The following is a 23,499-nucleotide window of genomic DNA, read 5'->3' as shown; positions in this document are numbered from 1 at the left end:
CTCACAAATCTCAAGACCTGGACCCGGCATCACAAGCAAACATCGCCCGGTCTGCCCTAATCAAAAGGACCCTCAACATGGCACAATATGACGTCATCATCATCGGCGCAGGCCCCGGCGGCTACGTGTCCGCCATCCGCTGCGCCCAGCTGGGCCTGAAAACCGCCATCGTGGAAGGCCGTGAAACGCTGGGCGGCACCTGCCTGAACGTGGGCTGTATCCCCTCCAAGGCGCTGTTGCACGCCACCCACATGCTGCATGAGGCCGAGCACAACTTCGCCGACATGGGCCTGAAAGGCAAAAGCCCCTCTGTGGATTGGGATCAGATGAAAGCCTATAAGTCCGACGTCGTCGGGCAGAACACCGGCGGCATCGAGTTCCTCATGAAGAAGAACAAGATCGACTGGCTCAAGGGCTGGGCCTCCATCCCTGCGGCGGGCAAAGTCAAAATCGGCGATGAGGTACATGAGACGAAGAACATCGTCATCGCCTCCGGCTCTGTGCCCTCGTCGTTGCCCGGCGTGGATGTCGACAACGAAAAAGGCATCGTGATCGACAGCACCGGCGCGCTTGATCTGCCTAAGATTCCTAAGAAGATGGCCGTGATCGGCGCAGGCGTGATTGGTCTGGAACTGGGCTCCGTCTATGCGCGCCTGGGCTCCGATGTGACCGTGGTGGAATATATGGACGCCGTCTGCCCCGGCATGGACGCGGATGTTCAACGCACCTTCAAGCGTATCTTGGAAAAGCAGGGTCTGAAATTTGTCATGGGGGCGGCTGTCTCCGGCGTTGAGACCACCAAAACCAAAGCCAAGGTCAAATACGCGCTCAAGAAATCGCCAGACAGCGAAGAGGTGCTGGATGCGGATGTGGTGCTGGTTGCCACTGGCCGTAAGCCTTTCGCCGAAGGTCTGGGTCTGGACGCTCTGGGTGTGAAGATGACAGAACGCGGCCAGATCGCCACCAACGCACATTGGGCCACCAATGTGGCGGGCATCTACGCCATCGGCGATGTGATCGAAGGCCCGATGCTGGCACATAAAGCCGAAGATGAGGGCATGGCTGTTGCCGAGGTCATCGCAGGCAAACATGGCCATGTGAACTACGGCGTGATCCCCGGCGTGGTCTATACAACCCCCGAAGTTGCCACCGTAGGCGCCACCGAAGCCGCTCTGAAAGCCGAAGGCCGTAAGATCAAAGTGGGTAAGTTCATGTTCATGGGCAACGCCCGCGCCAAAGCGGTGCATCAGGGTGACGGCTTTGTGAAGATCATCGTAGACGCAGAAACCGACCGCGTGCTTGGTGCCGCCATCATTGGCCCAGCAGCCGGCGACATGATCCACGAGCTCTGCGTGGCGATGGAATTTGGTGCCTCTGCACAGGACATCGCTCTCACATGTCACGCCCACCCAACCTATTCTGAGGCCGTGCGCGAAGCCGCGCTGGCCTGTGGCGACGGCGCAATCCACAGCTAAATAAGTTGGTACAGAGGCAGGCCGACTACCTCTGTACCAACCTCGTCTTTTCAGACGCTCTCAATCAAAGATTGAATTTCTCCGTTGAATAAAAATTGCCGCCATTCGTCAACGGCATCCCCCATAAGCGCTTCGGATTTTGCTAACATCTTCAAAGCCTCAACGGCATCGGTCGGGCTAACCTGACCTACAACTGGCCCCGTACCTGAGTCCCCTCTGGCCATTTCAACGGCGCTACGCATAGCATCCATATCCACTTTATCTCCGGGGCAGGATTTAGTCGTCCTAGCGTAGGATCCTACAACACCCTGATCAACTAACATATTCACTTCTCGATGCCCCAATATGTTCGATGTTGGAACACTGTATTTTTCGGCCAAACCCACCAATAGCTTTACGAGCGATTGCTTCTGAGCATGTGTGAAATCTCTTATGTTGCCATGTCCCGCACAGCAAATTCCCAACGATATCGCGTTTACGCCGTAAACATGCGCTCCATTTTTATGTTCAGCCCGACCTGTCTCAACTTGCCCGTCCGGTTTGAGATCATGGCTGTCATCCAGGATAACATAGTGATATCCAATACCATTCCATCCCTTGGCCCGGTGCCATTCGTCAATTTTGACTGCATCGACATTTCGGATATCCGCCGCGGCGGTATGAACAAAAAGATATTTAACACTAGGCATAACAAACCTCAAAAAAGGATATCATACCATGAAAACAGCACGCGGCCTATAGGTCCCACTACATCGCCTTAAACGCGCAAAAACATAGAGGCGCCGTAGTGGCAATCACCCGTCGCATCGGCATTTCGATTCAGCGGTCACCCGTCTCCGGTACAAACCCCGCTTCTGCCATCAGCGCATTGGAGCCGTCTTCAATGACCTCCTCCAACTGCGCCATAAAGCTTTTCTGATCCAAACCGGGTGCAATTGGCTCCAGAAACTCGACCACCGCATGCCCCGGTGTGCGCAACATCGTGCCCTTGGGCCAGAACATGCCACAGTTCGTGGCAACCGGCACCGCCGCCTGCCCTGTTTCACGATAGAGCACGTAGGGGCCAACCTTATAGGGCACATAATCGCCCACTGGCACCCGCGTGCCCTGTGGATAGATGGCAAGCTGTCCGGGCGGCACGCGACCACTCTCCACATCTGCCAGCATTGCCTTGATCGCTGCGCCCCGTTTGCCACGCCGCACCGGCACACAGCCCAAACGCCACGCATAGACCCCAATAATCGGGGTGAAGAGCAGCTCATATTTCATGATAAAGCGCGGCTGAGGCAGTGCCTTGAAGATCACCATAATATCGAGAAACGACTGGTGCTTGGCCGGGATCAACACAGCCCCGCTTGGCACCTCTCCACGCACTTCACAGCGGATCCCCACCAGCCAGCGCGCGGTCCAGATCGCCCATGTAGCATAGCTGTTGCAGGCCGCCATTGCGCCTCTAGGAGACAACAACGCCCAAGGGAAGAAAACGATGCCCATCGCCAACATCATGATGGCGTTTTGAACGACATAGATGATGGACAAAATCCATTGAAGAGCGAGGCGCATCACGTCAACTCCGACAAAGTTTTTCGGGCCGCAGCCCGCGTTGCAAAATAGGCCACAACAGCCGCAAGGCCTGGGATCAGGATCAAGCTTACCCAGCCAGCTCCCTCAAACCCCAGCCCGGTAAGAAATCCGCCTTCTTCCTGCGCCGACGGCAAAAGAAAAATGGCCAGCGCGCCGAGCACTGTGCCAGCCAAAGCCCCTGTGAGCGCCCGCAAGGTAAAGCGGCGCACAAACGCACTGGCAATATAGTCATCCTGCGCGCCGATCAGACGCAGCACCGAAATCACCTGCGAATTGGCGGCAAGCGCGGCATTGGCAGCAAGCGTGATCATCGCGGCGGTCGCCCCACCAATCAGTAGGATAGACACCCAGCCCAGCAACCGCAGGCGCGATGCCGCGCGTTCCAGCGGGCGCCGCCACCGCGTGTGGTCATCCAGCACCGCAGCCGGGACTTCTGCCTGCAACCGGAGCCGCAGCCCCGCCGCGTCATAGCCTTCTTCCGTTTCCACAATCTCGATCAATTGCGGAATAGGCAGCGTATCAATCGGCAGATCGGCCCCAAACCAAGGGGCCAACAACGCCGCCTGCTCATCCGGGCTCAGCGCCCGCGCCGAGGCGATCCCCGGCGTGCTGTCCAGAACCGCCAGCGCCGCAGCGGTCTGCGCCTCTTTCTGTTCGGCGGGGGCGGAGATGCGCAGGGTTGAACTTTGCGCCAGTTCATCCCCCCAACGCGTCGCCAACCGCCCGCTGGCAAGGGACAGCGCCAAAGCAAAAACGGTCAGAAACGCCATGGCCCCGGCGGCAAATAACGTCAGCCGCGCAGTGAAACCGGTGGGCGGCACAATACGATCCGCCTGAGCATCGCCCATCACAAGCGCGGACAAACGCAACCCCCGGCTCATAGATCCGCCCCCGCCAGTTGCAGTTTGCGGCCCGAGATCCGCAAGACGCGCGCCTGTACATGATGTTTGGCAGAGCGGATCAAATTCAGATCATGGGTGGCAATCAGGATCGTTTTTCCCATCCGATTGAGCTCCACCAGCAACTGCAACAACCGCTGCGACATTTCCCAGTCCACATTGCCGGTTGGCTCATCTGCGAGGACAATTTCAGGCGACATTATCACCGCACGGGCCAAAGCCGCCCGCTGGCGTTCCCCGCCTGAAAGCTCCGGTGGCAACGCGCCGGCGCGATGTCCAAGCCCGACCCAGGTCAGAAGCTCCTTGAGATTGGAATGCTGTTCCAGCGAATCCCGCCCCGACACTGTGAGTGGCAGCGCCACATTTTCGCGCAGTGGCAGATGATCCAGAAACTGACAATCCTGATGCACCACACCGATTTGGCGGCGTGTCATGGCATGGTCATCGCGGCTCATCTCACGCACGTTCTTGCCAAACAGATGCACATGGCCTGCCGTAGGTGTCAGCGCGCCGTAACACAGCTTCATAAAGGTCGTTTTCCCAGAACCGGACGGGCCGGTCAGAAAATGAAACGATCCCGGCGCAAGCTTCAGCGTCACATCGCTCAAAAGCTCACCACCGCCATAGCTATAGGCAATATTGTCCAGTTCGATCACAGCAGGCCTCTCATATCTCGATTGTTGTGCACGAGCATCGGCTGGGTTGCAATCCGTTGTGCGCAGGCTTTGCACTTTCGCAATGGCTTGTTACAGAATATGGTTCATAAACAAGTATAAGAACGGATCAACAGGGGATCAGGATGCGGCTGACTTGCCCAAATTGTGGTGCGCAGTATGAGGTGCCGGACGATATCATCCCGACCTCCGGGCGGGATGTGCAGTGTTCCAGCTGCGGCAACACTTGGTTTCAGGTCCATCCTGACCATGTGGATCCCAGCATTGAGGCCCCGCATTCCGAAGAGCCGGACAGTGCCCCACACGATCCTGACGAGGCAATGGTCTCGCAAGACACAACATTGGCATCGGAACAGGAACCCTTTGAGGAAGTAGAACCGCCTGCGCTGTCCATCTCCGACGCGGCAGAGCCAGCTGACGTTCTGGAGGACGAAAGCACAGACGCTGATGATCTTGATCTGGATGCAGCGGATTGGGATCTGGAAACAGACGATGCTTGGCTCGAGCCAGAAGATACGATATCCGGCACCGCTGCAGCCTTGGCCACTTTTGGCGATGAGGCTGAGACAGAAAATGATGACAGCCTGGAAGCCGCGCTGGCACAAACCATTGCGCAGGTCGCCAGCGAAGACGCCGACACGCTCACGGCACAGGATGAAACTTCCGAAGACGATACTGGTACCGAAGCGGAGGAGACAGCGCCAGAGCCAGAAGACGAACCACAGCGCCAACGCCGTGGCATAGACGACTCTGTCGCGGACATTCTGCGCGCAGAAGCAGAGTACGAAAGCCAGGCCCGCGCCGCCGAAGAACCACAGGCACTGGAAACACAGGGCGACCTCGGACTGGACGAAGCGGCAGCTCCGGCTCCTATGTCAACGCGCATCGAGCCCACTGTCCAAAGCACCCTGCGCAAGCCGCGCCGCTCTGACGATACCGATCCCACAGCAGAGCCAGCCGCCGCGCGTAAAAAAGACACCCGCCGGGATCTTCTGCCAGATATCGAAGACATCAATTCAACCCTGCGCAGCACCTCCACGCCGCAACGCAATCCCGATCTCGGACAAGGTCCGGACAATCGCGCCCGCCGTGCCCGTGGCTTTAGGCTTGGGTTTGGTCTGGTGGTCCTGCTCGCGATCTGTGCGGTCTTTGTTTATGGCTCCCATGACATGCTGAGCCAGAAGTACCCTGCCATGTCCCCTTACATAGAGAGCTTCGTGGTCTCCGCCGATGCCACGCGCATATGGCTTGATGATCAGATTGCGCAGCTGTTTTTGAAGCTGAATCAGATGATCGGTTGACGACGCAGAGCCCCAGCCGCGCGCTGATATGCGGTCAAAACCGCTCCAGCAGGCGTTCCAGATAGCTGCGCTCCGCCTCAGAGCGCTCTGCTTCCCCGGCGCGGCGGCGGATTTCATCCAGCAACCGGCGCGCCTGCCGGTACACATCTTCGCCCTGCAACGCGCCTTCATCGGTTCCGGCAGCACCCCGGTTGCCCTGACTGCGCCCAAGCGGGTCCTGCCCCTGTCCCTGAGCTTCTGCCGTGCCCTGTTGTCCCTGCTGTTGTTGCTGCGCCATGGCCTCCCCAAGGCTGCGCATCCCTTCACGCAGGGCATCCATCGCTTCGGCCTGACGATCGATAGCCGTGGCCAGATCATCTTCGCGCAGCGCCTCTTCCGCGCCTTCCATGGCCTCTTGCGCACCGCGCAACGCCTGCCGTGCTGCATCGCCTTCAGGTGAGCCCTGCCCCGGCAAGGTGCCCAACTGACGGCTCAGCTCCTGCCGCAGCGCATTCTGGCGATCCTCAAGCGCCCCCGGCTCTCCGGTCTCTCCGGCATCCGCTTGCCCAGAGGCGCCTTCACCAGAGCCGTCTTCCTGGCCTGCACCGCCGGTGCCATCATGCGCCTGCCCACGGCCTTCTCCACCGCTGTAGCCCTGATTTTCCTGCGATTGGCCCGATTGCGCACCCGGGTTGAACTGCTCCTGCAACTCACGGAAGGCCTCATCCGACAGGCCCTGCTGTTCACGCAGCGTATCCGCCAGACCTTCCATGGCCTGTTCACCGGGGCTCTGCTGCCCCTGTCCCTGCGTGACTTGCATATTCTCCATAAGGCGCTGCAATTCTTCGAGAGCCTGCTGCGCTTCGGCCATGCGGCCCTGCTCCATCAATTCCTGAATGCGGTCCATCATCCGCTGCAAATCATTCTGATCAAGCTGCATGCTGTTTTCCGCGCTTTGGCGGTCACCACCGTCCTCGCCGTCCTGCTGATTGCGCCGCGCCAGCTCTCGCATGTAATCTTCAGTGGCCTCGCGCAACTCCTGCATGAGACGGGCAATCTCCTGATCACTGGCGCCGTTTTTCATCGCCTCTGACAAGCGTTCCTGCGCCTGGCGCAAACGTTCCGCGGCATTGCCCAGATCCCCGTCTTCCAGATCCACAGCCAAAGCCCAGAGCGCCTCAGCGAATTCATCGCGCTTTTCATCGCGCAGCCCATGTTCCAGATTGATTTCCAAACGCCTCAAAATCGCACGGAACCTGAGATAATCGGTGTCCCGTCGAAACACGCCCTCTTCCGGCCGATGCGAAAGCGCCCGCATGATCTGCGCCACGCGCCGACCATTTTCCTTGGACCAGAGCAAATCCCGGCGCAGCTCAATCACCGCCGCCGCCAAAGGATCAAAAAACCGCCGCGCAGGCAGCTCAAACTGCAACGCCCCGGTGGTGCCACTCTGGCCGCTGTCATCCTCAACGAAAAGCGCCACCCTGACCGGCAAATGTGCCCAGACATGTTTGGAGAAATCCTCGATCAACACGTCTTCAAACTGCGCCCGATCTCCGGAGATTGGCAAAGGCAGCGCGACCTCTATGGGATCACGCGGCTCAGGCGGCACTGTCAGCCCGTAGATCCGCGCCACCGCAGGCAAATCCAAAGTCACATGCGCGGTGCCGCCGATGATGCCATAATCATCCACCGCCTCAAAGCGCAGGGTCATCTCGCCGCGATCTGATGTTTCGGGGGCCGCACGCGCGGAAACCTTCGGCGCGCCATCACGGAGCATATCAATCTGCCAGCTTGCGCCGCCCGGACCGGCAATCTCCAGTGCGCCAGATTGAGACACCTCAAAACTCTGCTCCGCATCCGCTGCGCTTTCGATCACGCCTGCACGCCCTGACACCGTTTCCGACACGGTCAGAGCGCCCACCTCCCCATAGAGCCGCAAAAGCACACGGCTGCCTTCCGGCAAAGTCAGCATGCCCTCCGCCTGATCGTTCAGATACATCGCAGGCTTACCTGTATAGACCGGCGGTTCAATCCAACCTTCCCACGTTGGCCCGCTTGCCAAGGCCGCGCCCCGCGCTGCACCAAGATCTTTCACCGCGGTCAGGTTGGACACCGATCCAAAAACAAAAGCGGTCATAAGAAACAACAGCGCAATGAACCGCAGCCCAAAAGGGTCTAAACTGGAGATCCGCAAATCCGGAGACACCGGGCGCGCCTGCACTGTACGAGCGGCCATCCGGCTTTGGTGGGCCTGCCAAAGTGCCTGTGACGCACTGTCATTGCGCCCAATCGCGGGGCTGTCCTGAAGCGCTTGAATGGGACGCCCAGGAAGAGTCGCATCCAGACGCCGCACGGCCATCTCCTGGCTCGGCCATTCAAACCGTCGCACACCACGCACAAGAAAGGCGATCGCAACACCAACGGCGACAACGCCACCCAACCACACAGCTTCAAGGGGCATCCTGTCCAATGCCCCGGCCAAAACAACAGCCAGCACAAAGAAAACCAAAGTCCAGAGCGGCCAGAAAGCCCGTGTCACGGCTTCGGCAAACAAGCCCATACGTGTCAGGAAAATCACCCAACTGAGACGCTTTAAGGCAGCTTCGGACCCGTTGTGTTCAGCCACGTTGCTCCAATCCGCACTCTGTGCTCAAGGATCTTCGGAGGTGTCAGCCCTCCAACCATTCTGGAATGCTATCGCGATTTATCATCTCTTCATAGCTCGGGCGTCGGCGGATAACCGCAAATTGATCCCCGTTCACCAAAACCTCAGGGATCAAAGGCCGGGTGTTGTATTCGCTGGCCATCACGGCACCATAGGCTCCCGCACTGCGAAAGGCGATCAGATCATCCGCCTCCAGCTTGGCAATATCCCGCCCCTTGGCAAAGGTGTCACCGGATTCGCATACCGGCCCAACAATATCATAAGTCGCAGGCACCTGCCCCGGCGCGGCTTCCACCACCGGCACAATATCATGATGCGCCTCATACATGGCCGGACGGATCAGATCATTCATCGCCCCATCCACAATCAGAAACTCGCGGTCTTCGCCGGATTTCACATAGATGACTTTGCTGACCATGATGCCCGCATTGCCTGCAATCAGACGCCCCGGCTCAATTTCGATCTCACAGCCCAGATGGCCCAGCTCCCGCTTGACCATCGCGCCATATTCCACTGGCAACGGCGGCGCAGTATTGGAGCGCTCATAAGGGATGCCCAAACCGCCCCCCAGATCCAGACGCTTGATGTCATGCCCATCCGCGCGCAGGGTCTCGGTGAGCTCTGCAACTTTGCGATAAGCAGCTTCAAAAGGGGCCAGCTGCGTCAACTGGCTGCCGATATGCACATCAATGCCAACAACTTTTAGCCCTGGCAGTGAGGCTGCCAAAGCATAGACGTCCCGCGCCCGGCTGATCGGAATGCCAAATTTATTTTCCGATTTTCCGGTGGCAATTTTGGCATGGGTCTTGGCATCTACATCCGGGTTCACGCGAATGGTGATGGGGGCCTCACGTCCAAGTCTGCTGGCCACCGCACTGATGGCCGCCATTTCCGGTTCGCTTTCAACGTTGAACTGCCGAATGCCACCACTCAGCGCGGCGGCAATTTCCTCCTCGGTCTTGCCGACGCCCGAAAAAACGATCCTTTCCCCAGGCACGCCTGCGGCCTTGGCCCGCGCATATTCTCCACCAGAGACCACATCCATACCGGCTCCCAATGCGGCAAGCGTTCTCAAAATGGCTTGGTTGGACGCCGCCTTCATTGCGTAGCAGACAAGGTGGTCCATGCCCTCCAGCGCATCATCAAACAGGCGGAAGTGCCGCTCAAGCGTCGCCGTGGAATAGCAATAAAACGGTGTGCCTACTGCGGCGGCGATTTCCGTCACCGGCACATCTTCGGCATGCAAAACACCGTCACGATAAAGAAAATGATCCATGCCTGCTGTCTCCTGCCTGCCGCGCTTCTGGGTCTGATCCCTCATACGCGTCACAGCCTCACCATTCAATCCTCAGAGGCGGCTACGGCTGTATCCCAGCACCTTCTTCTTGATCCAAATATCCCCGCCGGAGGCAAAAAGGTCTGCGCACAGCCCACTACAAGCGCCACGCAGAGATGACAGGGCCCTACCTCACAGGTTTCGCGCGCAAAAACAGATAGAGCGGCAATCCACAGCTGACCCCAATCATCCAGGTCGCGGGGATCGCCAACAGAGCAAGCCAGTTGCGGCGCACCCAGACCTCGCTGATCACCCAAACCGTCAGCACAATAGCCGAGATCACCAGATCCCAATAGATCCCCGTGACCATGTCATTGGCCTTCCACAAGGCCACCATCGCCTGCAAATCAAAACCATTTTCCACAATCCACGGCGCAAAATACAGCATGGGCTGTATCCCACCCCAGATGGCCAATCCCAAAAACACCCAACGCAATGGTGACATGATTTCCCCAATCCAATTGATAACGCCTCCAGAATACGGAGGCGCAACTTGCTCAGATCAGACTGTCCGGATTGTAGAGACCTATTCAAGCCCCAAAAGCATCAGCAGCCGTACCAACGACAGCCACCGCCAACAGAGATGCTCACAGTGCCGTTGCTCACCCCAACGCTGCCGGAGGTGTGCACCCCATCAGAGCCAATGCCAATATTTGCATTGGCACGTGGCGTCCAAGGCGCGCCATCCACACCACAGGCAGCCAAACTTCCAAGGCTCAGACAGGCAAAAACGACTCGCAGCACGGCACATCTCCCAATAACAGCACGCCCAGTCTTACCCGATTGCAAGACTGGGCGCAAAACAAACACATGTCAGGCTCAGCCCAGTTTGGCCTGCCAAGCGGCGATCTGCTCACGCACCCGCGTTGGCGCCGTGCCACCATAGGACATGCGAGACGACACTGAATTGTGAACCCCCAACACACCAAACACATCTTCTGTGATGGCGGCGTGCACGGAGTGCATATCCTCAAGCGTCAGATCCGGCAGGTCACAGCCTTTGCTCTCTGCCAGAGCCACCAGCGATCCGGTCACGTGATGCGCATCGCGGAACGGCATGTTGAGCGCCCGCACCAGCCAGTCGGCCAAATCGGTCGCCGTGGAAAAGCCGCTGCCCGCTGCCGCTTCAAGGCTGTCGCGGTTGGCGGTCATGTCCTTCACCATGCCCTCCATCGCCGCCAAAGCCAGCATCAGGTTGTCAGCCGCATCAAACACCTGCTCTTTGTCTTCCTGCATGTCCTTGGAATAGGTCAGTGGCAGACCCTTCATCACCATCAAAAGCGCGGTGTTGGCTCCAAAAATCCGGCCAATCTTGGCACGGATCAATTCTGCGGCATCCGGGTTTTTCTTCTGCGGCATAATCGAGCTGCCGGTGGAGAACCGATCTGACAGCGTGACAAAGCGGAATTGCGCAGACGACCAGATCACCAGCTCCTCGGCAAAGCGGCTGAGATGCATCGCACAAATGCTGGCCGCAGAGAGAAACTCCAAGGCAAAGTCCCGATCCGCCACAGCATCCAGCGAATTGGCCGCCGGCCGATCAAAGCCCAGCGCTTCAGCGGTCATGGCGCGGTCAATCGGAAAGGACGTCCCCGCCAATGCGGCTGCCCCCAAGGGCGATTCATTCATACGCACCCGCGCATCCTTGAAACGGGAAAGGTCGCGCCCAAACATTTCAACATAGGCCATCATGTGGTGGCCCCATGTGACCGGCTGGGCAGTCTGCAAATGCGTGAACCCCGGCATCACCCAATCTGCGCCCACTTCGGCCTGCGCCACAAAGGCACGGATCAGCGCCTCGATTCCACTGATGGCGGCGTCAATTTGATCACGCACCCAGAGTTTGAAATCTGTGGCCACCTGATCATTACGACTGCGCCCGGTGTGCAAACGCCCGGCAGGCTCACCAATCAGATCCTTGAGGCGGGCCTCCACATTCATGTGAATATCTTCCAGCGCGGTGGAGAATTCAAACGTACCGCTTTCAATCTCTGACAAGACCGTGAGCAGACCTTCCCGAATGGCCTCCGCATCGGTATCTGTCAGGATGCCTGTCTTGGCGAGCATCGCCGCGTGGGCCCGAGAGCCAGCAATGTCCTGTGCTGCCATTCGCTGATCGAACCCGATGGATGCGTTGATCGCTTCCATGATGGCGTCCGGTCCAGCGGCGAAACGGCCGCCCCACATCTGGTTCGAGGTATCTTTGGTCATGAGCAGCCCTTTTGGAGCGAAAATGAAACGAATTAGGTCCGCGTCGGTTTATACAGGCTTGGCAGCAATCGCAATTGCCGCCATGTCCTTTGTCACACAGGCAGCTCCAGCTTTTGCTGAAGCCACAGATTATTCAGCCGTGAAAGAGCTGCGCGAGGGCGACATGCGCAAGCTGATCTTTCATGCAGAACCAAAGGAGATTTCCGAAATCTCCTTCATCACCGGCGATGAAGGCAATGCAACCCTTCAAGACTATGACGGCAAAGTGGTTTTGCTGAATTTCTGGGCAACCTGGTGCGCCCCCTGCCGCCACGAAATGCCAATGCTCTCAGAGCTGCAGGAGATCCTTGGCGGAGAAGATTTCGAAGTGGTCACCATAGCGACCGGACGCAACATGGTGCCCGCCATGGTGAAGTTTTTTGAAGAAATTGAGGTCACCAACCTTCCTCTGCACCGCGACCCGAAGGGCACTCTGGCTCGTGACATGCGTGTTCTCGGCCTTCCGGCGACGGTCCTGCTGGATCGCAACGGCAAAGAAATTGCGCGTTTACATGGGGATGCCGACTGGTCCAGTGAAAATGCCCGTGCTATCGTCGCCGAAGTAATTAACGTGACGGCAACTCAAAAAGACTAAGCCGGAGAAACGATCCGGCAAAAAGAGACTATGATGACCCGCCTGTTTTTGGCCCTGACTCTTATGTGTGTGTTTTGTCTCCCTGTGTCTCAGGGCAAGGCACAGGATGTGATTATTCATAGCAACCGCAGCGTCCTTCAACAGGTCAAAGACTTTGAGTTGAAGGGCGATGCAAAATCAGGCTTTCGGCAGTTTCGCAGAAAAGCGGAATATTTTGGCACCATCTATGTGAATCGCTCTGAGCGCCTGACCGGATCGTTTTCGAACGCAAACACCAAATTTCTAGCCGATTACTACGCCCGCGCAGCCTGCCACGCACAGTCTAAAAACCCGCAATATTGCGTACTCTATGCCCGCGTTCTTCCCAAAGATTACGATCCCAATGCGCAAGGCGAAACGCTGTCGCGGGATGCCAACAAGGAATTTCAGGAATATTCCCGCCTGCAAAACAAAGGACGCTTTGGGGCGTTTGCAGCCTCCGACAACGGTGCTGTGGGGTATTCCTGGGCCGAGGCCTCAAAAAGTGCTGCCGAGAAACACGCACTCAAACGCTGCGCCAAATCCGCACGCACCATTTTACGCAAAACCCCGGACCACCTGAAGCCCGCCGTCTCCAGCCCCGCGCGCCAGGGCTGTCGTCTGATCCATTGGGCTGACTGAAAATCACCTTTCTGTCGAGCTTAACAATGGCTTAGGATCTGTGTTCAGACTTGGACCGCCTGCGTCGCATTTTCACCCAAGTTAGTTAAAAACAGGCCTAAAACCCCTATCGCCAAAGCTTCTGCTCGCCGTCACCTTAAGCGTTGTTTCACCAATGTGTTCATATCATGGAGCACCTCAGCTTGGGATATCGAGAGTCTGCCATGGATCGCCCAAAGAAAAAAAAGCGTAAACCCGGAGCCCCGCGAGAGCATCGCAACCCGCTTGCCTATGCCGTCAACAAACGCGACATATCCACGTTGGACATGGTGCGCGAAGCCATTGCACATAAGCAGGTTATGTTGGCCTACCAACCGGTTGTGCAAGCCTCCAACACGAAGCGTCCGGCTTTCTACGAAGGCCTTGTGCGCGTGCTGGATGAAACCGGCCGGATCATTCCGGCAAAGGATTTCATGGGCGCCGTTGAGGACAGCGAATTGGGTCGTCAGCTTGACATGCTGGCGCTGGAGTTGGGGCTTCAAGCTCTGGCTGAACAGCCCAGCCTGCGTCTGTCGATCAATATGTCAGCGCGCTCCATTGGCTATGCGCCGTGGATGGATTGTCTACAGCGCGGCCTCACCCGTGCGGCGACGATCCCGGAGCGGCTGATTTTTGAAATTTCGGAAAAGTCCGTAGTCCAAGTGCCCGAAATTGTGCAGGGTTTCATGGAAGAGTTGCAAATCAAAGGCATGTCCTTCGCGCTGGACGACTATGGCAGTGGGCTTACGACACTCTCTGTTTTCCGAGACTTCGATTTTGACATCGTCAAACTGGACGGCAGCTACAGCCGCAACATCGCCTCTGATGCCGCAAATCAAATTCTTGCAAGCGCCGTGGCGGCGATTGCTGAACGATTTGATATGCACTCTGTCGCAAGCCGCATTGAAAGTCCGGCAGATGCGGCCGTGATGGCCGATCTGGGATTTGACTGCCTACAGGGATTTGCCTTCGGTGCGCCGACAATTTCGCCTCCCTGGAAAGCCCGCAAAGACGGAAAATCCGCCGCCTGATCGGGGATCCCACCTCAGCATCATGAAAGTAGTCCTCCCAATTTGGGAGGGGCCCTGTGCAGCGGCGCTTTGGCAGTTCGGCTGGTCGAACGCCGGCGCTGCCCTGCCAATATCCCCGCCACCTGAGCGTGACCGTTGCCGCAATGCGGCAAATGCGCTATGGACGCTTGGGGACGGAGCAATGCGACTTGCCTGAGGGGGGCGACCGCAACCATGCTTCGCCCAGCATTTGGTAGAGGATTTGCATATGACCAACGTAGTGATTGCTTCCGCGGCCCGGACCGCTGTCGGTAGCTTCAGCGGCGCGTTCGCCAACACCCCCGCCCATGATCTCGGCGCCACTGTTCTCCAAGCACTGGTCGCGCGCGCAGGCATCGAAAAAGCCGACGTCTCAGAGACCATTCTGGGTCAGGTCTTGACCGGTGGTCAGGGCCAGAACCCCGCGCGTCAAGCACATGTCAACGCGGGCCTGCCGATTGAAAGCGCCGCCTGGGGCATCAATCAGGTCTGTGGCTCCGGCCTCCGCGCTGTTGCGCTTGCCGCGCAACACATTCAGTTGGGAGATGCCGCCATCGTGGCCGCTGGTGGTCAGGAAAACATGTCGCTTTCCCCCCATGTCGCACATTTGCGTGCCGGCACCAAAATGGGCGATGTGAAATACATCGACTCCATGATCCGCGACGGGCTGTGGGATGCCTTCAACGGCTACCACATGGGCCAAACCGCAGAGAATGTCGCCGAACAGTGGCAGATCAGCCGCGACGCGCAGGATGAATTTGCGGTCGGCTCTCAGAATAAGGCCGAAGCCGCTCAAAAGGCAGGCAAATTTGTCGATGAGATTGTCCCTTTCACCGTCAAGACCCGTAAGGGCGACATCGTTGTGGACAGCGACGAATACATTCGCCACGGCGCAACCATGGAAGCCATGCAGAAGCTGCGTCCGGCCTTTGTCCGCGATGGCGGCACGGTCACCGCAGCAAACGCCTCTGGCATCAACGATGGTGCGGCAGGTGCGCTTTTGATGACCGCTGATGAAGCTGAGAAACGCGGCATCGAGCCGCTGGCGCGCATCGCCTCTTACGCCACCGCAGGTCTGGACCCATCCATCATGGGTGTTGGTCCAATTTACGCCTCTCGCAAGGCATTGGACAAAGCAGGCTGGTCCGCAGAAGAGCTTGATCTTGTGGAAGCAAACGAAGCTTTTGCTGCACAGGCCTGTGCCGTGAACAAGGACATGGGCTGGGATCCGGCCATCGTCAATGTCAACGGTGGGGCCATCGCAATCGGCCACCCGATTGGTGCCTCCGGTGCGCGTATTCTGAACACGCTGCTGTTCGAAATGAAGCGTCGCGACGCCAAGAAAGGTCTCGCAACTCTCTGCATCGGCGGCGGCATGGGTGTGGCTATGTGCCTTGAGCGCCCCTAAGGCTGCGCCCTGATATGGTATGACACCAAAAGGGGCGCCTGTCTGGCGCCCCTTTTTTTCGTAAAACAGGCCCTATTTTTGCAGAAGCAGCAAAAAAGTATCTGCAGCGCGGCAATTCATCGCGCAATTTTCTTGCGCAATTGTTTTTAAAAAAGTAACAGAGTTACCAAGACATCTAATTAACTGGAGGACCCCATGGCAAGAGTAGCACTCGTCACCGGCGGCAGCCGCGGTATCGGTGAAGCCATCTCAAAAGCACTCAAGGCCGAAGGCTATGAAGTTGCAGCAACCTATGCAGGCAATGACGAGAAGGCCGCGGCCTTCACCGAAGCCACCGGCATCAAAACTTACAAATGGAACGTCGCAGATTATGAGGCGTCCAAGGCAGGTCTGGCACAGGTCGAAGCGGATCTTGGCCCCATCGACATCGTTGTCGCAAATGCTGGCATCACCCGTGATGCGCCTTTCCACAAAATGACGCCAGAGCAATGGCACGAAGTGGTCGACACCAACCTGACCGGCGTGTTCAACACCGTACATCCGGTATGGGCTGGCATGCGTGAGCGCAAATTTGGCCGCGTGATCGTGATCTCTTCGATCAACGGGCAAAAAGGTCAGTTCGCACAGGTCAACTATGCCGCCACCAAAGCGGGAGACCTCGGCATCGTGAAATCTCTGGCACAGGAAGGTGCGCGTGCAGGCATCACTGCCAACGCCATCTGCCCCGGCTACATTGCGACAGAAATGGTGATGGCCGTCCCAGAGAAAGTGCGCGACTCGATTGTAGCGCAAATCCCAACTGGTCGTCTCGGCGAACCAGAGGAAATCGCACGTTGCGTGACCTTCCTGGCATCCGATGATGCGGGCTTTATCAACGGCTCCACCATCTCCGCAAATGGCGGTCAGTTCTTCGTCTGATCGCATTGCGCCACACACCAAAAGGGCCGGTCATACGACCGGCCCTTCTCTTTTGCCCCGTAAGTGTCTGAAGGATCAGGCGCAGCGGGACGGTTCCGTAAGAACCATAGGGTCCAGCGGAACGGATTTGGCACCAAACAGAGCTTTGAAGAAACCGACAAAGGCAGCACCACGGGCGTCATGAGCGTCGCGGTAGGCTTGTTGAATGCGGGCGTTGGCAGCAGTCTCGATCATTTTAGCCTCTCTTCTGTCTGATGATGAAAAACTTAACTGCAGCCAATATGCGCTCAATAAAGACAATCGACAAACGAGACTTTCCAGAGCTTCACTTAAGCTGTATTTAACTGAACATGCCAGATCGCCTACCGCCCCTCACCGCCTTACGCGCCTTTGATGCTGCACAACGCCATATGTCCTTCGCCAAAGCGGCTGAGGAACTCCATGTCACGCCAGCTGCGCTGAGTTATCAGATCAAATCTCTTGAAGAGCATCTGGGGGCAGCGCTGTTTCACCGCCTCAACCGAGCCGTTGCTCTCACAGAAATGGGCGAAACTCTGGCCCCGGGCATTCAGGAAGGGTTTCAGGCCCTCTCTGCGGCCTGGCGCTCTGCCCAGCGCCAGATGGATGACGCGACTTTGATGGTGACTGCGGGCCCCGCGTTTACCGCAAAATGGTTTGCACCGCGGTTTTATGAATTTGCGCGGGCGCACCCGGATATCGACCTGCGCTTTTCTGCCACCTTACGGAATTTGGATTTCAATCGTGATGAAGTGGATGTCGCCATTCGCTTTGGCACCGACAAAGAAGAGCCCGGCCTCTGGTCCTTTCCAATGGCCCGCGAATGGGTCACGCCGGTCATGACACCTGATATGGCAGAGCGCTTTCCCACCCCCGAAAGCCTGCGCGACGCGACCCTGATCCATGATGAATCCATCGATTTCCTCCGCCCCCGCGCCGATTGGGCCGCTTGGTGCCGCCTGATGGATTTGAACATCGACACAAGCCATGGACCAAGATTCACCGGCGCAGACCACAGCATCGACGCCGCTTTGGCAGGTGCCGGTATCGCACTGGGCCGCCGGGCTCTTGTGGTGAAAGACATCCATGAAGGACGGTTGGTTGCGCCCTATCGCCATGCCATTTGGCTGCAGGCGCGCTTTCGCTTTCTGTGCCGCGAAGGCACGCAGGACCGCCCCCACATCGCAGCACTGCACAAATGGATGATGGAAGAGATTGAAAAAACCGCTGAAGTGACAGATGCATTGACGCTGACCCCGATTGAGGAGATTCCCGCCGCATGACCCGCACCAAAGCAACCGCCATCGGTTTTGTGGCCGTTCTTCTATGGGCCCTGCTCGCCCTGTTCACCGTTGGCAGCGCTCCTACGCCGCCTCTGATGCTCAACGCCCTGTGTTTCACGGTGGGCGGCTCTCTGGGGGTGCTCTGGGCCCTCGTCACCGGAGAGTGGCGTGCGCTCCGCCATGTGCCGGCCAAAGTATACCTCTTCGGCACCATCGGCCTCTTTGGCTATCATGCGCTCTACTTCTCCGCGCTGCGCCTCGCGCCTGCAGCAGAGGCAGGGCTCATTGCCTACCTCTGGCCGCTGCTGATTGTCTTGATGTCTGGCCTACTGCCCGGAGAGACCCTGCGCGCGGGCCATCTTATGGGGGCCTGCCTCGGCTTTCTGGGCGCCGCTCTGATCATCGGTGGTGGCGGTGTAGGCTTTAACCCTGCCCACCTCCCCGGATACGGCCTCGCACTGGCCTGCGCTTTCACATGGTCAACCTATTCCGTCATGTCGCGCCGACTGGGGGACATCCCAACGGTTTCTGTTGTGGTGTTTTGCCTCGCCACGGCAGCCCTCTCCACACTTCTGCATCTCGCACTGGAAGAGACCATCTGGCCACAAGATACGCCCACATGGGCCTCCGTTCTGGCCCTTGGCCTCGGCCCCGTCGGGCTCGCCTTCTATGTCTGGGACATCGGGGTCAAACGCGGCGACATACAGCTCTTGGGCACAGCCTCCTATGCGGCTCCCCTGCTATCGACTGTGGCGTTGATTGTGGCGGGGTTTGCGCAACCAACGCTTCAGTTGGTTGCAGCGGCCTTGCTGATCACTGGCGGCGCAATCCTTGCTGCGCGCGCCAGCTTAAAATCAAACTAAAGCGTTTCGGGTTTTACCTTAATCATCTCCCGACACGAATGTCCCGAGAATGCCGTAGGCACGGCAGGGTATTCGTGTCTCAACTTAAGCCCGAAGCGCCATAACGTCACGCAGACAATCGCGTGATTTCTTCTTTAAGGCGGAGTTTCTGTTTCTTGAGATCCGCGACATCAAGATCGCTGCTGCCGGGGGCGCGTTGTTCTTGTTCGACTTGCTCAGAGAGGGCTTCGTGTTTGCGTTTCAGCTCTGCGAGGTGTGCGGTTACGCTCATCGTGTTCTCCTATGCAAACTATGTTTAACCCTACCACTGCAGCACAGATTTTAAGCTCTGTCACCTGTCACATGTAACGAATTTAAGACATTGGATGATTTCCGCCGACACCGACGCGATACCGCCGCAATACAGACGCGACACCGAACTGCCTTTTGAACCGAATCAGCTTTCGTAACCAAAGCGCACGTTGCGCCTTTTCAGCCAAATGGCAGCGCTGCGCCGTCCCGTAAAACCGCGCGAATTTTTGCAGAATAACTTTCACCATCGCGCAAATGCGCCGCCCCGTCATGTAGCGTGACAGGCGCATGCAGTTGAAAATCCGCACGCCCACCTTTCTTGCCACGCACCAGCACAAGCCCCGCGGCACGCCCGAGACGCGCCTGCAAGGGCAGCACTTCCAAAGACCCCAGATGCGCGCCCATCAGGGACAAGAGCTCCGGCAATCTCTCCGCACGATGAATGAAGGTTGCCGTGCCTTTTGGCGCAAGCCGCTTGGCCGCAACCGCGACCCAATCTGCCAGCGGCGTCGCCTCCCCCATGGCCACATCCCGCCCGGCATCCTGTGCACGCGTGCTGGCCGTACGGTCAAAATAGGGTGGGTTTGCAAGGACATGGTGAAACTGAAACTGACGCAGTGTTTCAGGCAAGGCCGTCAGATCCGCCTCCCAGATCGTCGCATCTGCGCCATTTTCCTCAACATTCCGGCGCGCCAGTTCGGCATATGCCGACTGTATTTCCACGGCATGAAAGACCAATCCCGGCACCCGTGCTGCAAGACATAGAAAGGCCGCGCCAGCCCCGCAACCAAGCTCCAGAACCCGCTCTCCGGCACGCGCCTCTATGCTCGCAGCCAACAGCACGGGATCAACCCCTGCCCGATAGCCATCCTTAGGCTGCCAAAGCCGCACACGCCCGTTCAAAAAATCGTTTTGTGTCAAGTTGTCGCTCAAAACGACCGCCCCAAAGTAATCTCATTATCCAGCATAACCCGTTCTGCCTGCAGCAAATCACTGCTCCGCACCATAAGACGGCGCGGCAAAATGCCAATGCTGCCTTCAAGTACGCTCATATTTACGTCCATTTCAAAGCAGTCTATACCCTCCCCCTGAAGAAGGGCGGTGGCAAAGGCGATGACAGTCGGATCTGTGCTGCGCAAAAGCTCTTTCATATTGGGGATGTAAGGTCGGGGGACGGCGCTTGTCGACCCCTCACACTAGGAATACACACATGAGCCTGGATCACGCAGCATCAAAACCGCATGAAGCCCTCGCCGCACTACTGCGCGACGATATGGACGCTGTGAACACATTGATTGAGACCCGCATGGCGTCTGAGCATGCCCCGCGCATTCCAGAGGTGACCGCACATCTGGTTGGCGCTGGCGGCAAGCGGCTGCGCCCCATGCTCACGCTCGCAGCCGCCAAACTCTGCGGATATGACGGCCCCTATCATGTGCATCTTGCGGCGACGGTGGAGTTTATTCACACCGCCACATTGCTGCATGATGACGTGGTCGATGAAAGCGCCCAGCGCCGGGGGCGCCCGACCGCCAACTTGCTGTGGGACAACAAAAGTTCCGTTCTGGTCGGCGATTATCTCTTTTCTCGCAGCTTCCAGCTGATGACAGAAGCCGGCTCCATTGATGTCTTGCGCATCTTGTCTAACGCCTCCGCGACCATTGCCGAGGGAGAGGTCTTGCAGTTGACGGCCGCAACCGATCTGCGCACAGACGAAAGCGTGTACCTACAGGTTGTACGCGGCAAGACCGCTGCGCTGTTCTCAGCCGCTACAGAAGTGGGCGGCGTGATCGCCGGTGCCAGTGCCGATATCGTGCAGGCTTTGTTTGACTATGGTGATGCTCTCGGCATTGCCTTTCAGATCGCGGATGATCTGCTGGACTATCAGGGCGACACCGCCAAAACCGGTAAGAACATCGGTGATGACTTCCGCGAGCGCAAGTTGACCCTGCCTGTGATCAAGGCAATTGCACAAGCCACCGACGAAGAGCGCGCTTTTTGGGTGCGCACCATTGAAAAAGGCCGTCAGGAAGACGGCGACCTTGATCAAGCCCTTGCTTTTATGGACAAATACGGCACGCTTGCCGCCACGCGTGATGACGCCCTTGTCTGGTCAGAAAAGGCCAAATCCTCAATTGCCAAGCTGCCTGATCATGAAATTCGCGATCTGCTTGCGGAGATCGCTGATTACGTTGTGGCGCGCTTGAGTTAAAACCCCCGCGCCCTCCCTCTCATGAGGGCATGGCTCTACAAGAAAGAGGCCGCAGCGTATAGCTCGGCCTCTTTCTTTATTTCCCAATATGCTCTCGGCACGCTCTTCAACTGATGACTATCCGCCGAAACTTAGCTGATGAAGCATGCGTGGTTACTCGTCACTGGCAACGGTCAAAGGCTCCGCGCCCTCTTCCTCGAGAACCACATCCAGCCCCACTTCAAGCTTGCGCCGAATACGATCAGGCTTCGCCTCTTCCTCGGTGTCAGCATCCACAAAGCTCAAAGCGCGACGCCACTGAAACTGCGCCTCCAGCTTACGCCCGACCGCCCAATAGACATCCCCAAGATGATCCGTCACAACAGGGTCAACAGGCATCAGCTCGCTGGCACGCTCCATATGCTCCACAGCCTCATCAAAACGCCCCAAGCGGAAAAGCACCCAGCCAAGGCTGTCGACGATATAACCGCTATCTGGCCGCGCTGCGACAGCGCGTTCGATCATATCGAGCGCCTCATCGAGCTTGATCTGTTTCTCAACCAGAGAATAGCCTAAGTAGTTCAGCACTTGTGGTTGCTCAGGATTAAGCTCTAGCGCCTTGCGAAAATCCGCTTCGGCCTCCTCCCAATTCCCCATACGCTCATGGCAAATTCCGCGCGCATAGAACAAGAACCATTGACGCCGTTCCAGCGTATCATAAAGCCCAATGGCAGTGTCATAAGCGTCTATTGCACCTTCAAAATTGCGTTCCTGCCGGCGCAAGTCACCAAGCGCGGTATGGACATAGGGCACATCTCCATGGCTGCGGCTCAGGGATTCCAACACCTCAAGAGCGGCTTCGGTTTTGCCCGCCTCACGCAGGGCTTCGGCGCGCCCCATCTCCGCGGCGTGGAAGGAGGGATCAGTCTCCTGAACCCGCTGATAGGTCTGAGACGCCAGTTCATAGCGTCCAAGTGTCTCCAGCAGCTCAGCCGTCAACAAAAGCGCCACGGTGTGATCTGGGCGCAAAAACTCTGCCATACGCACATAAAGCAGCGTGTAGTCCGCGTTCGCTTCATTGCGCAGCGCATTTGCAATAGAGAAGTAGACCTCAGCGATGCCATCTTTGGCGCTTCTCACATGGGTGTAAGGGAGAATTTCGCCGTCGCTGAGCGCATCACGGATGTCGCGCAAAGCTGGATCCAGATCGGCCCCAAAAGCTTCATCGATGCGTGCAATGGCATCCGTGTTGCGATCAAGCTGCGAGAGCACTTCCACTCCGCTAATCACACCACGTCTGGTTTGCTGAAGCCCATTCATGTCACCGGATTCAAAGATGGCATAAGCGCCCTCGAAATCCCCAACAGAGGCCAGCGCTGCTGCCTTATGGTAGGCCGCGAAGCCTCCGAGCCCTGGCTCCTTCGCAACTTCGTCAAAAGCTTGCAACGCTTCAGACATGGCACCCCGGCCGACTTCGGCCCAGGCTTTGATCAAACCATCCACAAGTGGCCCAATGCCGGCGGTTTCAATACGATCAATCAACTCCGCATAATTGCCATCTTCCACCAGTCCGGTTGTCAGTGCCATCTCAGCGATCTGGCTCCTGTGGCCATCTGCAACCATCTTACGCGCGATCGGCAGCGCCCGATCCAGTTGCCCCAAAGACAAATAGGCCAAAACCGCATTCTCTTGCAGAGCCGGATTGCTGGGGTCGCTTGACAAAGCCTTGCTAAAATAGCGCGCTGCCTCGGCATAATCCGATCCATACACCGCGTGCCGTGCCGCCAGATAAGACCCTGCAAGCCCTTCTGCATAGGCCGGGAGAGACATCGCCGCCATGACGGCGGATAGGGCAACGGATCTGATGAGCTTTGAGGCCACGTGTATCTCCATAAGAATGATGTCGTTTAAAACTAGTGGTGCGCCACACGACACGCAATGGGCACTGGAGCGCTTTGACGGCAATTGCCATCAAGTTTTCGCGTGGCCAACCAAATGACGCCCGCTCTGCGCGACAAACCGCGTAGTCTGAGGGCTCA

Annotated in this window: 24 protein-coding genes; 10 read left to right on the top strand and 14 right to left on the bottom strand. The window is 57.7% G+C overall.

The features are described 5' to 3' along the window. Nucleotides 1-77 precede the first annotated feature (77 nt). A complete protein-coding gene (lpdA, locus tag SHM7688_RS18445) occupies nucleotides 78-1,475 on the top strand; it encodes a dihydrolipoyl dehydrogenase (protein ID WP_058241413.1) in 1,398 nt (465 codons plus the stop codon). 50 nt (nucleotides 1,476-1,525) lie between these two features. Here lpdA and SHM7688_RS18440 read toward each other — a convergent pair whose 3' ends face one another. From SHM7688_RS18440 to SHM7688_RS18425, 4 genes are all read right to left on the bottom strand, one after another. Beyond that, nucleotides 1,526-2,164, bottom strand: coding sequence for an N-acetylmuramoyl-L-alanine amidase (locus SHM7688_RS18440; RefSeq protein ID WP_058241412.1), 639 nt, complete (start codon nucleotides 2,162-2,164; stop codon nucleotides 1,526-1,528). 130 nt (nucleotides 2,165-2,294) lie between these two features. After that, complete coding sequence (locus SHM7688_RS18435) at nucleotides 2,295-3,038, bottom strand: lysophospholipid acyltransferase family protein (RefSeq protein WP_058241411.1); 744 nt, start codon at nucleotides 3,036-3,038, stop codon at nucleotides 2,295-2,297. Further along, nucleotides 3,038-3,940 (bottom strand): cell division protein FtsX, encoded by a 903-nt coding sequence (locus tag SHM7688_RS18430; RefSeq protein ID WP_058241410.1) that lies wholly within the window; start codon nucleotides 3,938-3,940, stop codon nucleotides 3,038-3,040. Before SHM7688_RS18430 ends, SHM7688_RS18435 begins: the two co-directional genes overlap by 1 nt. Next, the gene (locus SHM7688_RS18425; protein ID WP_058241409.1) at nucleotides 3,937-4,614 is read right to left on the bottom strand and encodes a cell division ATP-binding protein FtsE; all 678 of its coding nucleotides are present in this window, start codon (nucleotides 4,612-4,614) and stop codon (nucleotides 3,937-3,939) included. The genes SHM7688_RS18430 and SHM7688_RS18425 overlap by 4 nt, the downstream gene beginning before the upstream one ends. 143 nt (nucleotides 4,615-4,757) lie before the next feature. Here SHM7688_RS18425 and SHM7688_RS20115 point away from each other — a divergent pair, with 143 nt between their 5' ends. Next, on the top strand, nucleotides 4,758-5,933 hold the full coding sequence (locus tag SHM7688_RS20115) for a zinc-ribbon domain-containing protein (RefSeq protein ID WP_058241408.1): 1,176 nt from the start codon (nucleotides 4,758-4,760) through the stop codon (nucleotides 5,931-5,933). A 34-nt stretch (nucleotides 5,934-5,967) separates the two neighbouring features. On the opposite strand, the gene SHM7688_RS18415 is transcribed toward SHM7688_RS20115, so the two are convergent. The 5 genes from SHM7688_RS18415 to argH form a co-directional block, all read right to left on the bottom strand. Then, entirely contained in the window at nucleotides 5,968-8,541 is a 2,574-nt protein-coding gene (locus SHM7688_RS18415) for a TIGR02302 family protein (RefSeq protein ID WP_058241407.1), read from the bottom strand. Nucleotides 8,542-8,584: 43 nt separating this feature from the next. Continuing rightward, complete coding sequence (gene lysA, locus SHM7688_RS18410) at nucleotides 8,585-9,856, bottom strand: diaminopimelate decarboxylase (RefSeq protein ID WP_058241569.1); 1,272 nt, start codon at nucleotides 9,854-9,856, stop codon at nucleotides 8,585-8,587. 187 nt (nucleotides 9,857-10,043) lie between these two features. Beyond that, on the bottom strand, nucleotides 10,044-10,361 hold the full coding sequence (locus tag SHM7688_RS18405; protein WP_058241406.1) for a DUF2834 domain-containing protein: 318 nt from the start codon (nucleotides 10,359-10,361) through the stop codon (nucleotides 10,044-10,046). A gap of 101 nt (nucleotides 10,362-10,462) precedes the next feature. Continuing rightward, on the bottom strand, nucleotides 10,463-10,660 hold the full coding sequence (locus SHM7688_RS18400) for a hypothetical protein (RefSeq protein WP_058241405.1): 198 nt from the start codon (nucleotides 10,658-10,660) through the stop codon (nucleotides 10,463-10,465). 75 nt (nucleotides 10,661-10,735) lie between these two features. After that, nucleotides 10,736-12,127, bottom strand: coding sequence for an argininosuccinate lyase (gene argH / locus SHM7688_RS18395; RefSeq protein ID WP_058241404.1), 1,392 nt, complete (start codon nucleotides 12,125-12,127; stop codon nucleotides 10,736-10,738). Nucleotides 12,128-12,149: 22 nt separating this feature from the next. Between argH and SHM7688_RS18390 the strand changes: the two genes are divergently transcribed. The 5 genes from SHM7688_RS18390 (at nucleotide 12,150) to phbB (ending at nucleotide 16,814) form a co-directional block, all read left to right on the top strand. Next, on the top strand, nucleotides 12,150-12,761 hold the full coding sequence (locus SHM7688_RS18390; RefSeq protein WP_058241568.1) for a TlpA family protein disulfide reductase: 612 nt from the start codon (nucleotides 12,150-12,152) through the stop codon (nucleotides 12,759-12,761). Between the two features lie 33 nt (nucleotides 12,762-12,794). Then, on the top strand, nucleotides 12,795-13,421 hold the full coding sequence (locus tag SHM7688_RS18385) for a DUF4189 domain-containing protein (RefSeq protein ID WP_144432631.1): 627 nt from the start codon (nucleotides 12,795-12,797) through the stop codon (nucleotides 13,419-13,421). A gap of 203 nt (nucleotides 13,422-13,624) precedes the next feature. Beyond that, nucleotides 13,625-14,470 (top strand): EAL domain-containing protein, encoded by an 846-nt coding sequence (locus SHM7688_RS18380; RefSeq protein ID WP_058241402.1) that lies wholly within the window; start codon nucleotides 13,625-13,627, stop codon nucleotides 14,468-14,470. A 247-nt stretch (nucleotides 14,471-14,717) separates the two neighbouring features. Then, entirely contained in the window at nucleotides 14,718-15,896 is a 1,179-nt protein-coding gene (locus tag SHM7688_RS18375; RefSeq protein ID WP_058241401.1) for an acetyl-CoA C-acetyltransferase, read from the top strand. Between the two features lie 195 nt (nucleotides 15,897-16,091). Further along, nucleotides 16,092-16,814, top strand: coding sequence for an acetoacetyl-CoA reductase (phbB, locus tag SHM7688_RS18370; protein WP_058241400.1), 723 nt, complete (start codon nucleotides 16,092-16,094; stop codon nucleotides 16,812-16,814). A gap of 75 nt (nucleotides 16,815-16,889) precedes the next feature. On the opposite strand, the gene SHM7688_RS19800 is transcribed toward phbB, so the two are convergent. After that, nucleotides 16,890-17,048, bottom strand: coding sequence for a hypothetical protein (locus SHM7688_RS19800; RefSeq protein WP_158500712.1), 159 nt, complete (start codon nucleotides 17,046-17,048; stop codon nucleotides 16,890-16,892). A gap of 116 nt (nucleotides 17,049-17,164) precedes the next feature. Here SHM7688_RS19800 and gcvA point away from each other — a divergent pair, with 116 nt between their 5' ends. Together gcvA and yddG are read left to right on the top strand one after the other, a co-directional pair. Next, nucleotides 17,165-18,115 carry a transcriptional regulator GcvA gene (gene gcvA / locus SHM7688_RS18365; protein WP_058241399.1) on the top strand — a complete coding sequence of 317 codons (951 nt, stop codon included), beginning with the start codon at nucleotides 17,165-17,167 and terminating at the stop codon, nucleotides 18,113-18,115. After that, complete coding sequence (yddG, locus tag SHM7688_RS18360) at nucleotides 18,112-18,978, top strand: aromatic amino acid exporter YddG (protein ID WP_058241398.1); 867 nt, start codon at nucleotides 18,112-18,114, stop codon at nucleotides 18,976-18,978. Before gcvA ends, yddG begins: the two co-directional genes overlap by 4 nt. Nucleotides 18,979-19,084: 106 nt before the next feature. Here the strand turns inward: yddG and SHM7688_RS19485 are convergent, their stop codons facing one another. From SHM7688_RS19485 to SHM7688_RS18350, 3 genes are all read right to left on the bottom strand, one after another. Beyond that, the gene (locus tag SHM7688_RS19485; RefSeq protein ID WP_083499111.1) at nucleotides 19,085-19,249 is read right to left on the bottom strand and encodes a YdcH family protein; all 165 of its coding nucleotides are present in this window, start codon (nucleotides 19,247-19,249) and stop codon (nucleotides 19,085-19,087) included. 200 nt (nucleotides 19,250-19,449) lie between these two features. Next, nucleotides 19,450-20,202, bottom strand: a complete 753-nt coding sequence (locus SHM7688_RS18355; RefSeq protein ID WP_058241397.1) for a tRNA1(Val) (adenine(37)-N6)-methyltransferase — start codon at nucleotides 20,200-20,202, stop codon at nucleotides 19,450-19,452. Then, nucleotides 20,199-20,420 (bottom strand): putative signal transducing protein, encoded by a 222-nt coding sequence (locus SHM7688_RS18350; protein WP_058241396.1) that lies wholly within the window; start codon nucleotides 20,418-20,420, stop codon nucleotides 20,199-20,201. The genes SHM7688_RS18355 and SHM7688_RS18350 overlap by 4 nt, the downstream gene beginning before the upstream one ends. 59 nt (nucleotides 20,421-20,479) lie before the next feature. Here SHM7688_RS18350 and SHM7688_RS18345 point away from each other — a divergent pair, with 59 nt between their 5' ends. Then, nucleotides 20,480-21,481 (top strand): polyprenyl synthetase family protein, encoded by a 1,002-nt coding sequence (locus SHM7688_RS18345; RefSeq protein ID WP_058241395.1) that lies wholly within the window; start codon nucleotides 20,480-20,482, stop codon nucleotides 21,479-21,481. 153 nt (nucleotides 21,482-21,634) lie between these two features. On the opposite strand, the gene SHM7688_RS18340 is transcribed toward SHM7688_RS18345, so the two are convergent. Continuing rightward, nucleotides 21,635-23,341 (bottom strand): tetratricopeptide repeat protein, encoded by a 1,707-nt coding sequence (locus tag SHM7688_RS18340; protein WP_306341278.1) that lies wholly within the window; start codon nucleotides 23,339-23,341, stop codon nucleotides 21,635-21,637. Nucleotides 23,342-23,499 lie beyond the last annotated feature (158 nt).

Origin of the sequence: Shimia marina (assembly GCF_001458175.1) — a bacterium.
GTDB lineage: Bacteria > Pseudomonadota > Alphaproteobacteria > Rhodobacterales > Rhodobacteraceae > Shimia > Shimia marina.
This window is presented reverse-complemented; position numbering and strand designations above follow the sequence as displayed.

Excerpts from the sequence above, each read along its gene's own strand:
- lpdA (WP_058241413.1), top strand. The coding sequence starts at position 78 with ATGGCACAATATGACGTCATCATCATCGGCGCAGGCCCCGGCGGCTAC.
- SHM7688_RS18440 (WP_058241412.1), bottom strand. The coding sequence starts at position 2,164 with ATGCCTAGTGTTAAATATCTTTTTGTTCATACCGCCGCGGCGGATATC.
- SHM7688_RS18435 (WP_058241411.1), bottom strand. The coding sequence starts at position 3,038 with ATGCGCCTCGCTCTTCAATGGATTTTGTCCATCATCTATGTCGTTCAA.
- SHM7688_RS18430 (WP_058241410.1), bottom strand. The coding sequence starts at position 3,940 with ATGAGCCGGGGGTTGCGTTTGTCCGCGCTTGTGATGGGCGATGCTCAG.
- SHM7688_RS20115 (WP_058241408.1), top strand. The coding sequence starts at position 4,758 with ATGCGGCTGACTTGCCCAAATTGTGGTGCGCAGTATGAGGTGCCGGAC.
- lysA (WP_058241569.1), bottom strand. The coding sequence starts at position 9,856 with ATGGATCATTTTCTTTATCGTGACGGTGTTTTGCATGCCGAAGATGTG.
- SHM7688_RS18405 (WP_058241406.1), bottom strand. The coding sequence starts at position 10,361 with ATGTCACCATTGCGTTGGGTGTTTTTGGGATTGGCCATCTGGGGTGGG.
- argH (WP_058241404.1), bottom strand. The coding sequence starts at position 12,127 with ATGACCAAAGATACCTCGAACCAGATGTGGGGCGGCCGTTTCGCCGCT.
- SHM7688_RS18390 (WP_058241568.1), top strand. The coding sequence starts at position 12,150 with ATGAAACGAATTAGGTCCGCGTCGGTTTATACAGGCTTGGCAGCAATC.
- SHM7688_RS18385 (WP_144432631.1), top strand. The coding sequence starts at position 12,795 with ATGACCCGCCTGTTTTTGGCCCTGACTCTTATGTGTGTGTTTTGTCTC.
- SHM7688_RS18380 (WP_058241402.1), top strand. The coding sequence starts at position 13,625 with ATGGATCGCCCAAAGAAAAAAAAGCGTAAACCCGGAGCCCCGCGAGAG.
- SHM7688_RS18375 (WP_058241401.1), top strand. The coding sequence starts at position 14,718 with ATGACCAACGTAGTGATTGCTTCCGCGGCCCGGACCGCTGTCGGTAGC.
- phbB (WP_058241400.1), top strand. The coding sequence starts at position 16,092 with ATGGCAAGAGTAGCACTCGTCACCGGCGGCAGCCGCGGTATCGGTGAA.
- SHM7688_RS19800 (WP_158500712.1), bottom strand. The coding sequence starts at position 17,048 with ATGATCGAGACTGCTGCCAACGCCCGCATTCAACAAGCCTACCGCGAC.
- gcvA (WP_058241399.1), top strand. The coding sequence starts at position 17,165 with ATGCCAGATCGCCTACCGCCCCTCACCGCCTTACGCGCCTTTGATGCT.
- yddG (WP_058241398.1), top strand. The coding sequence starts at position 18,112 with ATGACCCGCACCAAAGCAACCGCCATCGGTTTTGTGGCCGTTCTTCTA.
- SHM7688_RS19485 (WP_083499111.1), bottom strand. The coding sequence starts at position 19,249 with ATGAGCGTAACCGCACACCTCGCAGAGCTGAAACGCAAACACGAAGCC.
- SHM7688_RS18350 (WP_058241396.1), bottom strand. The coding sequence starts at position 20,420 with ATGAAAGAGCTTTTGCGCAGCACAGATCCGACTGTCATCGCCTTTGCC.
- SHM7688_RS18345 (WP_058241395.1), top strand. The coding sequence starts at position 20,480 with ATGAGCCTGGATCACGCAGCATCAAAACCGCATGAAGCCCTCGCCGCA.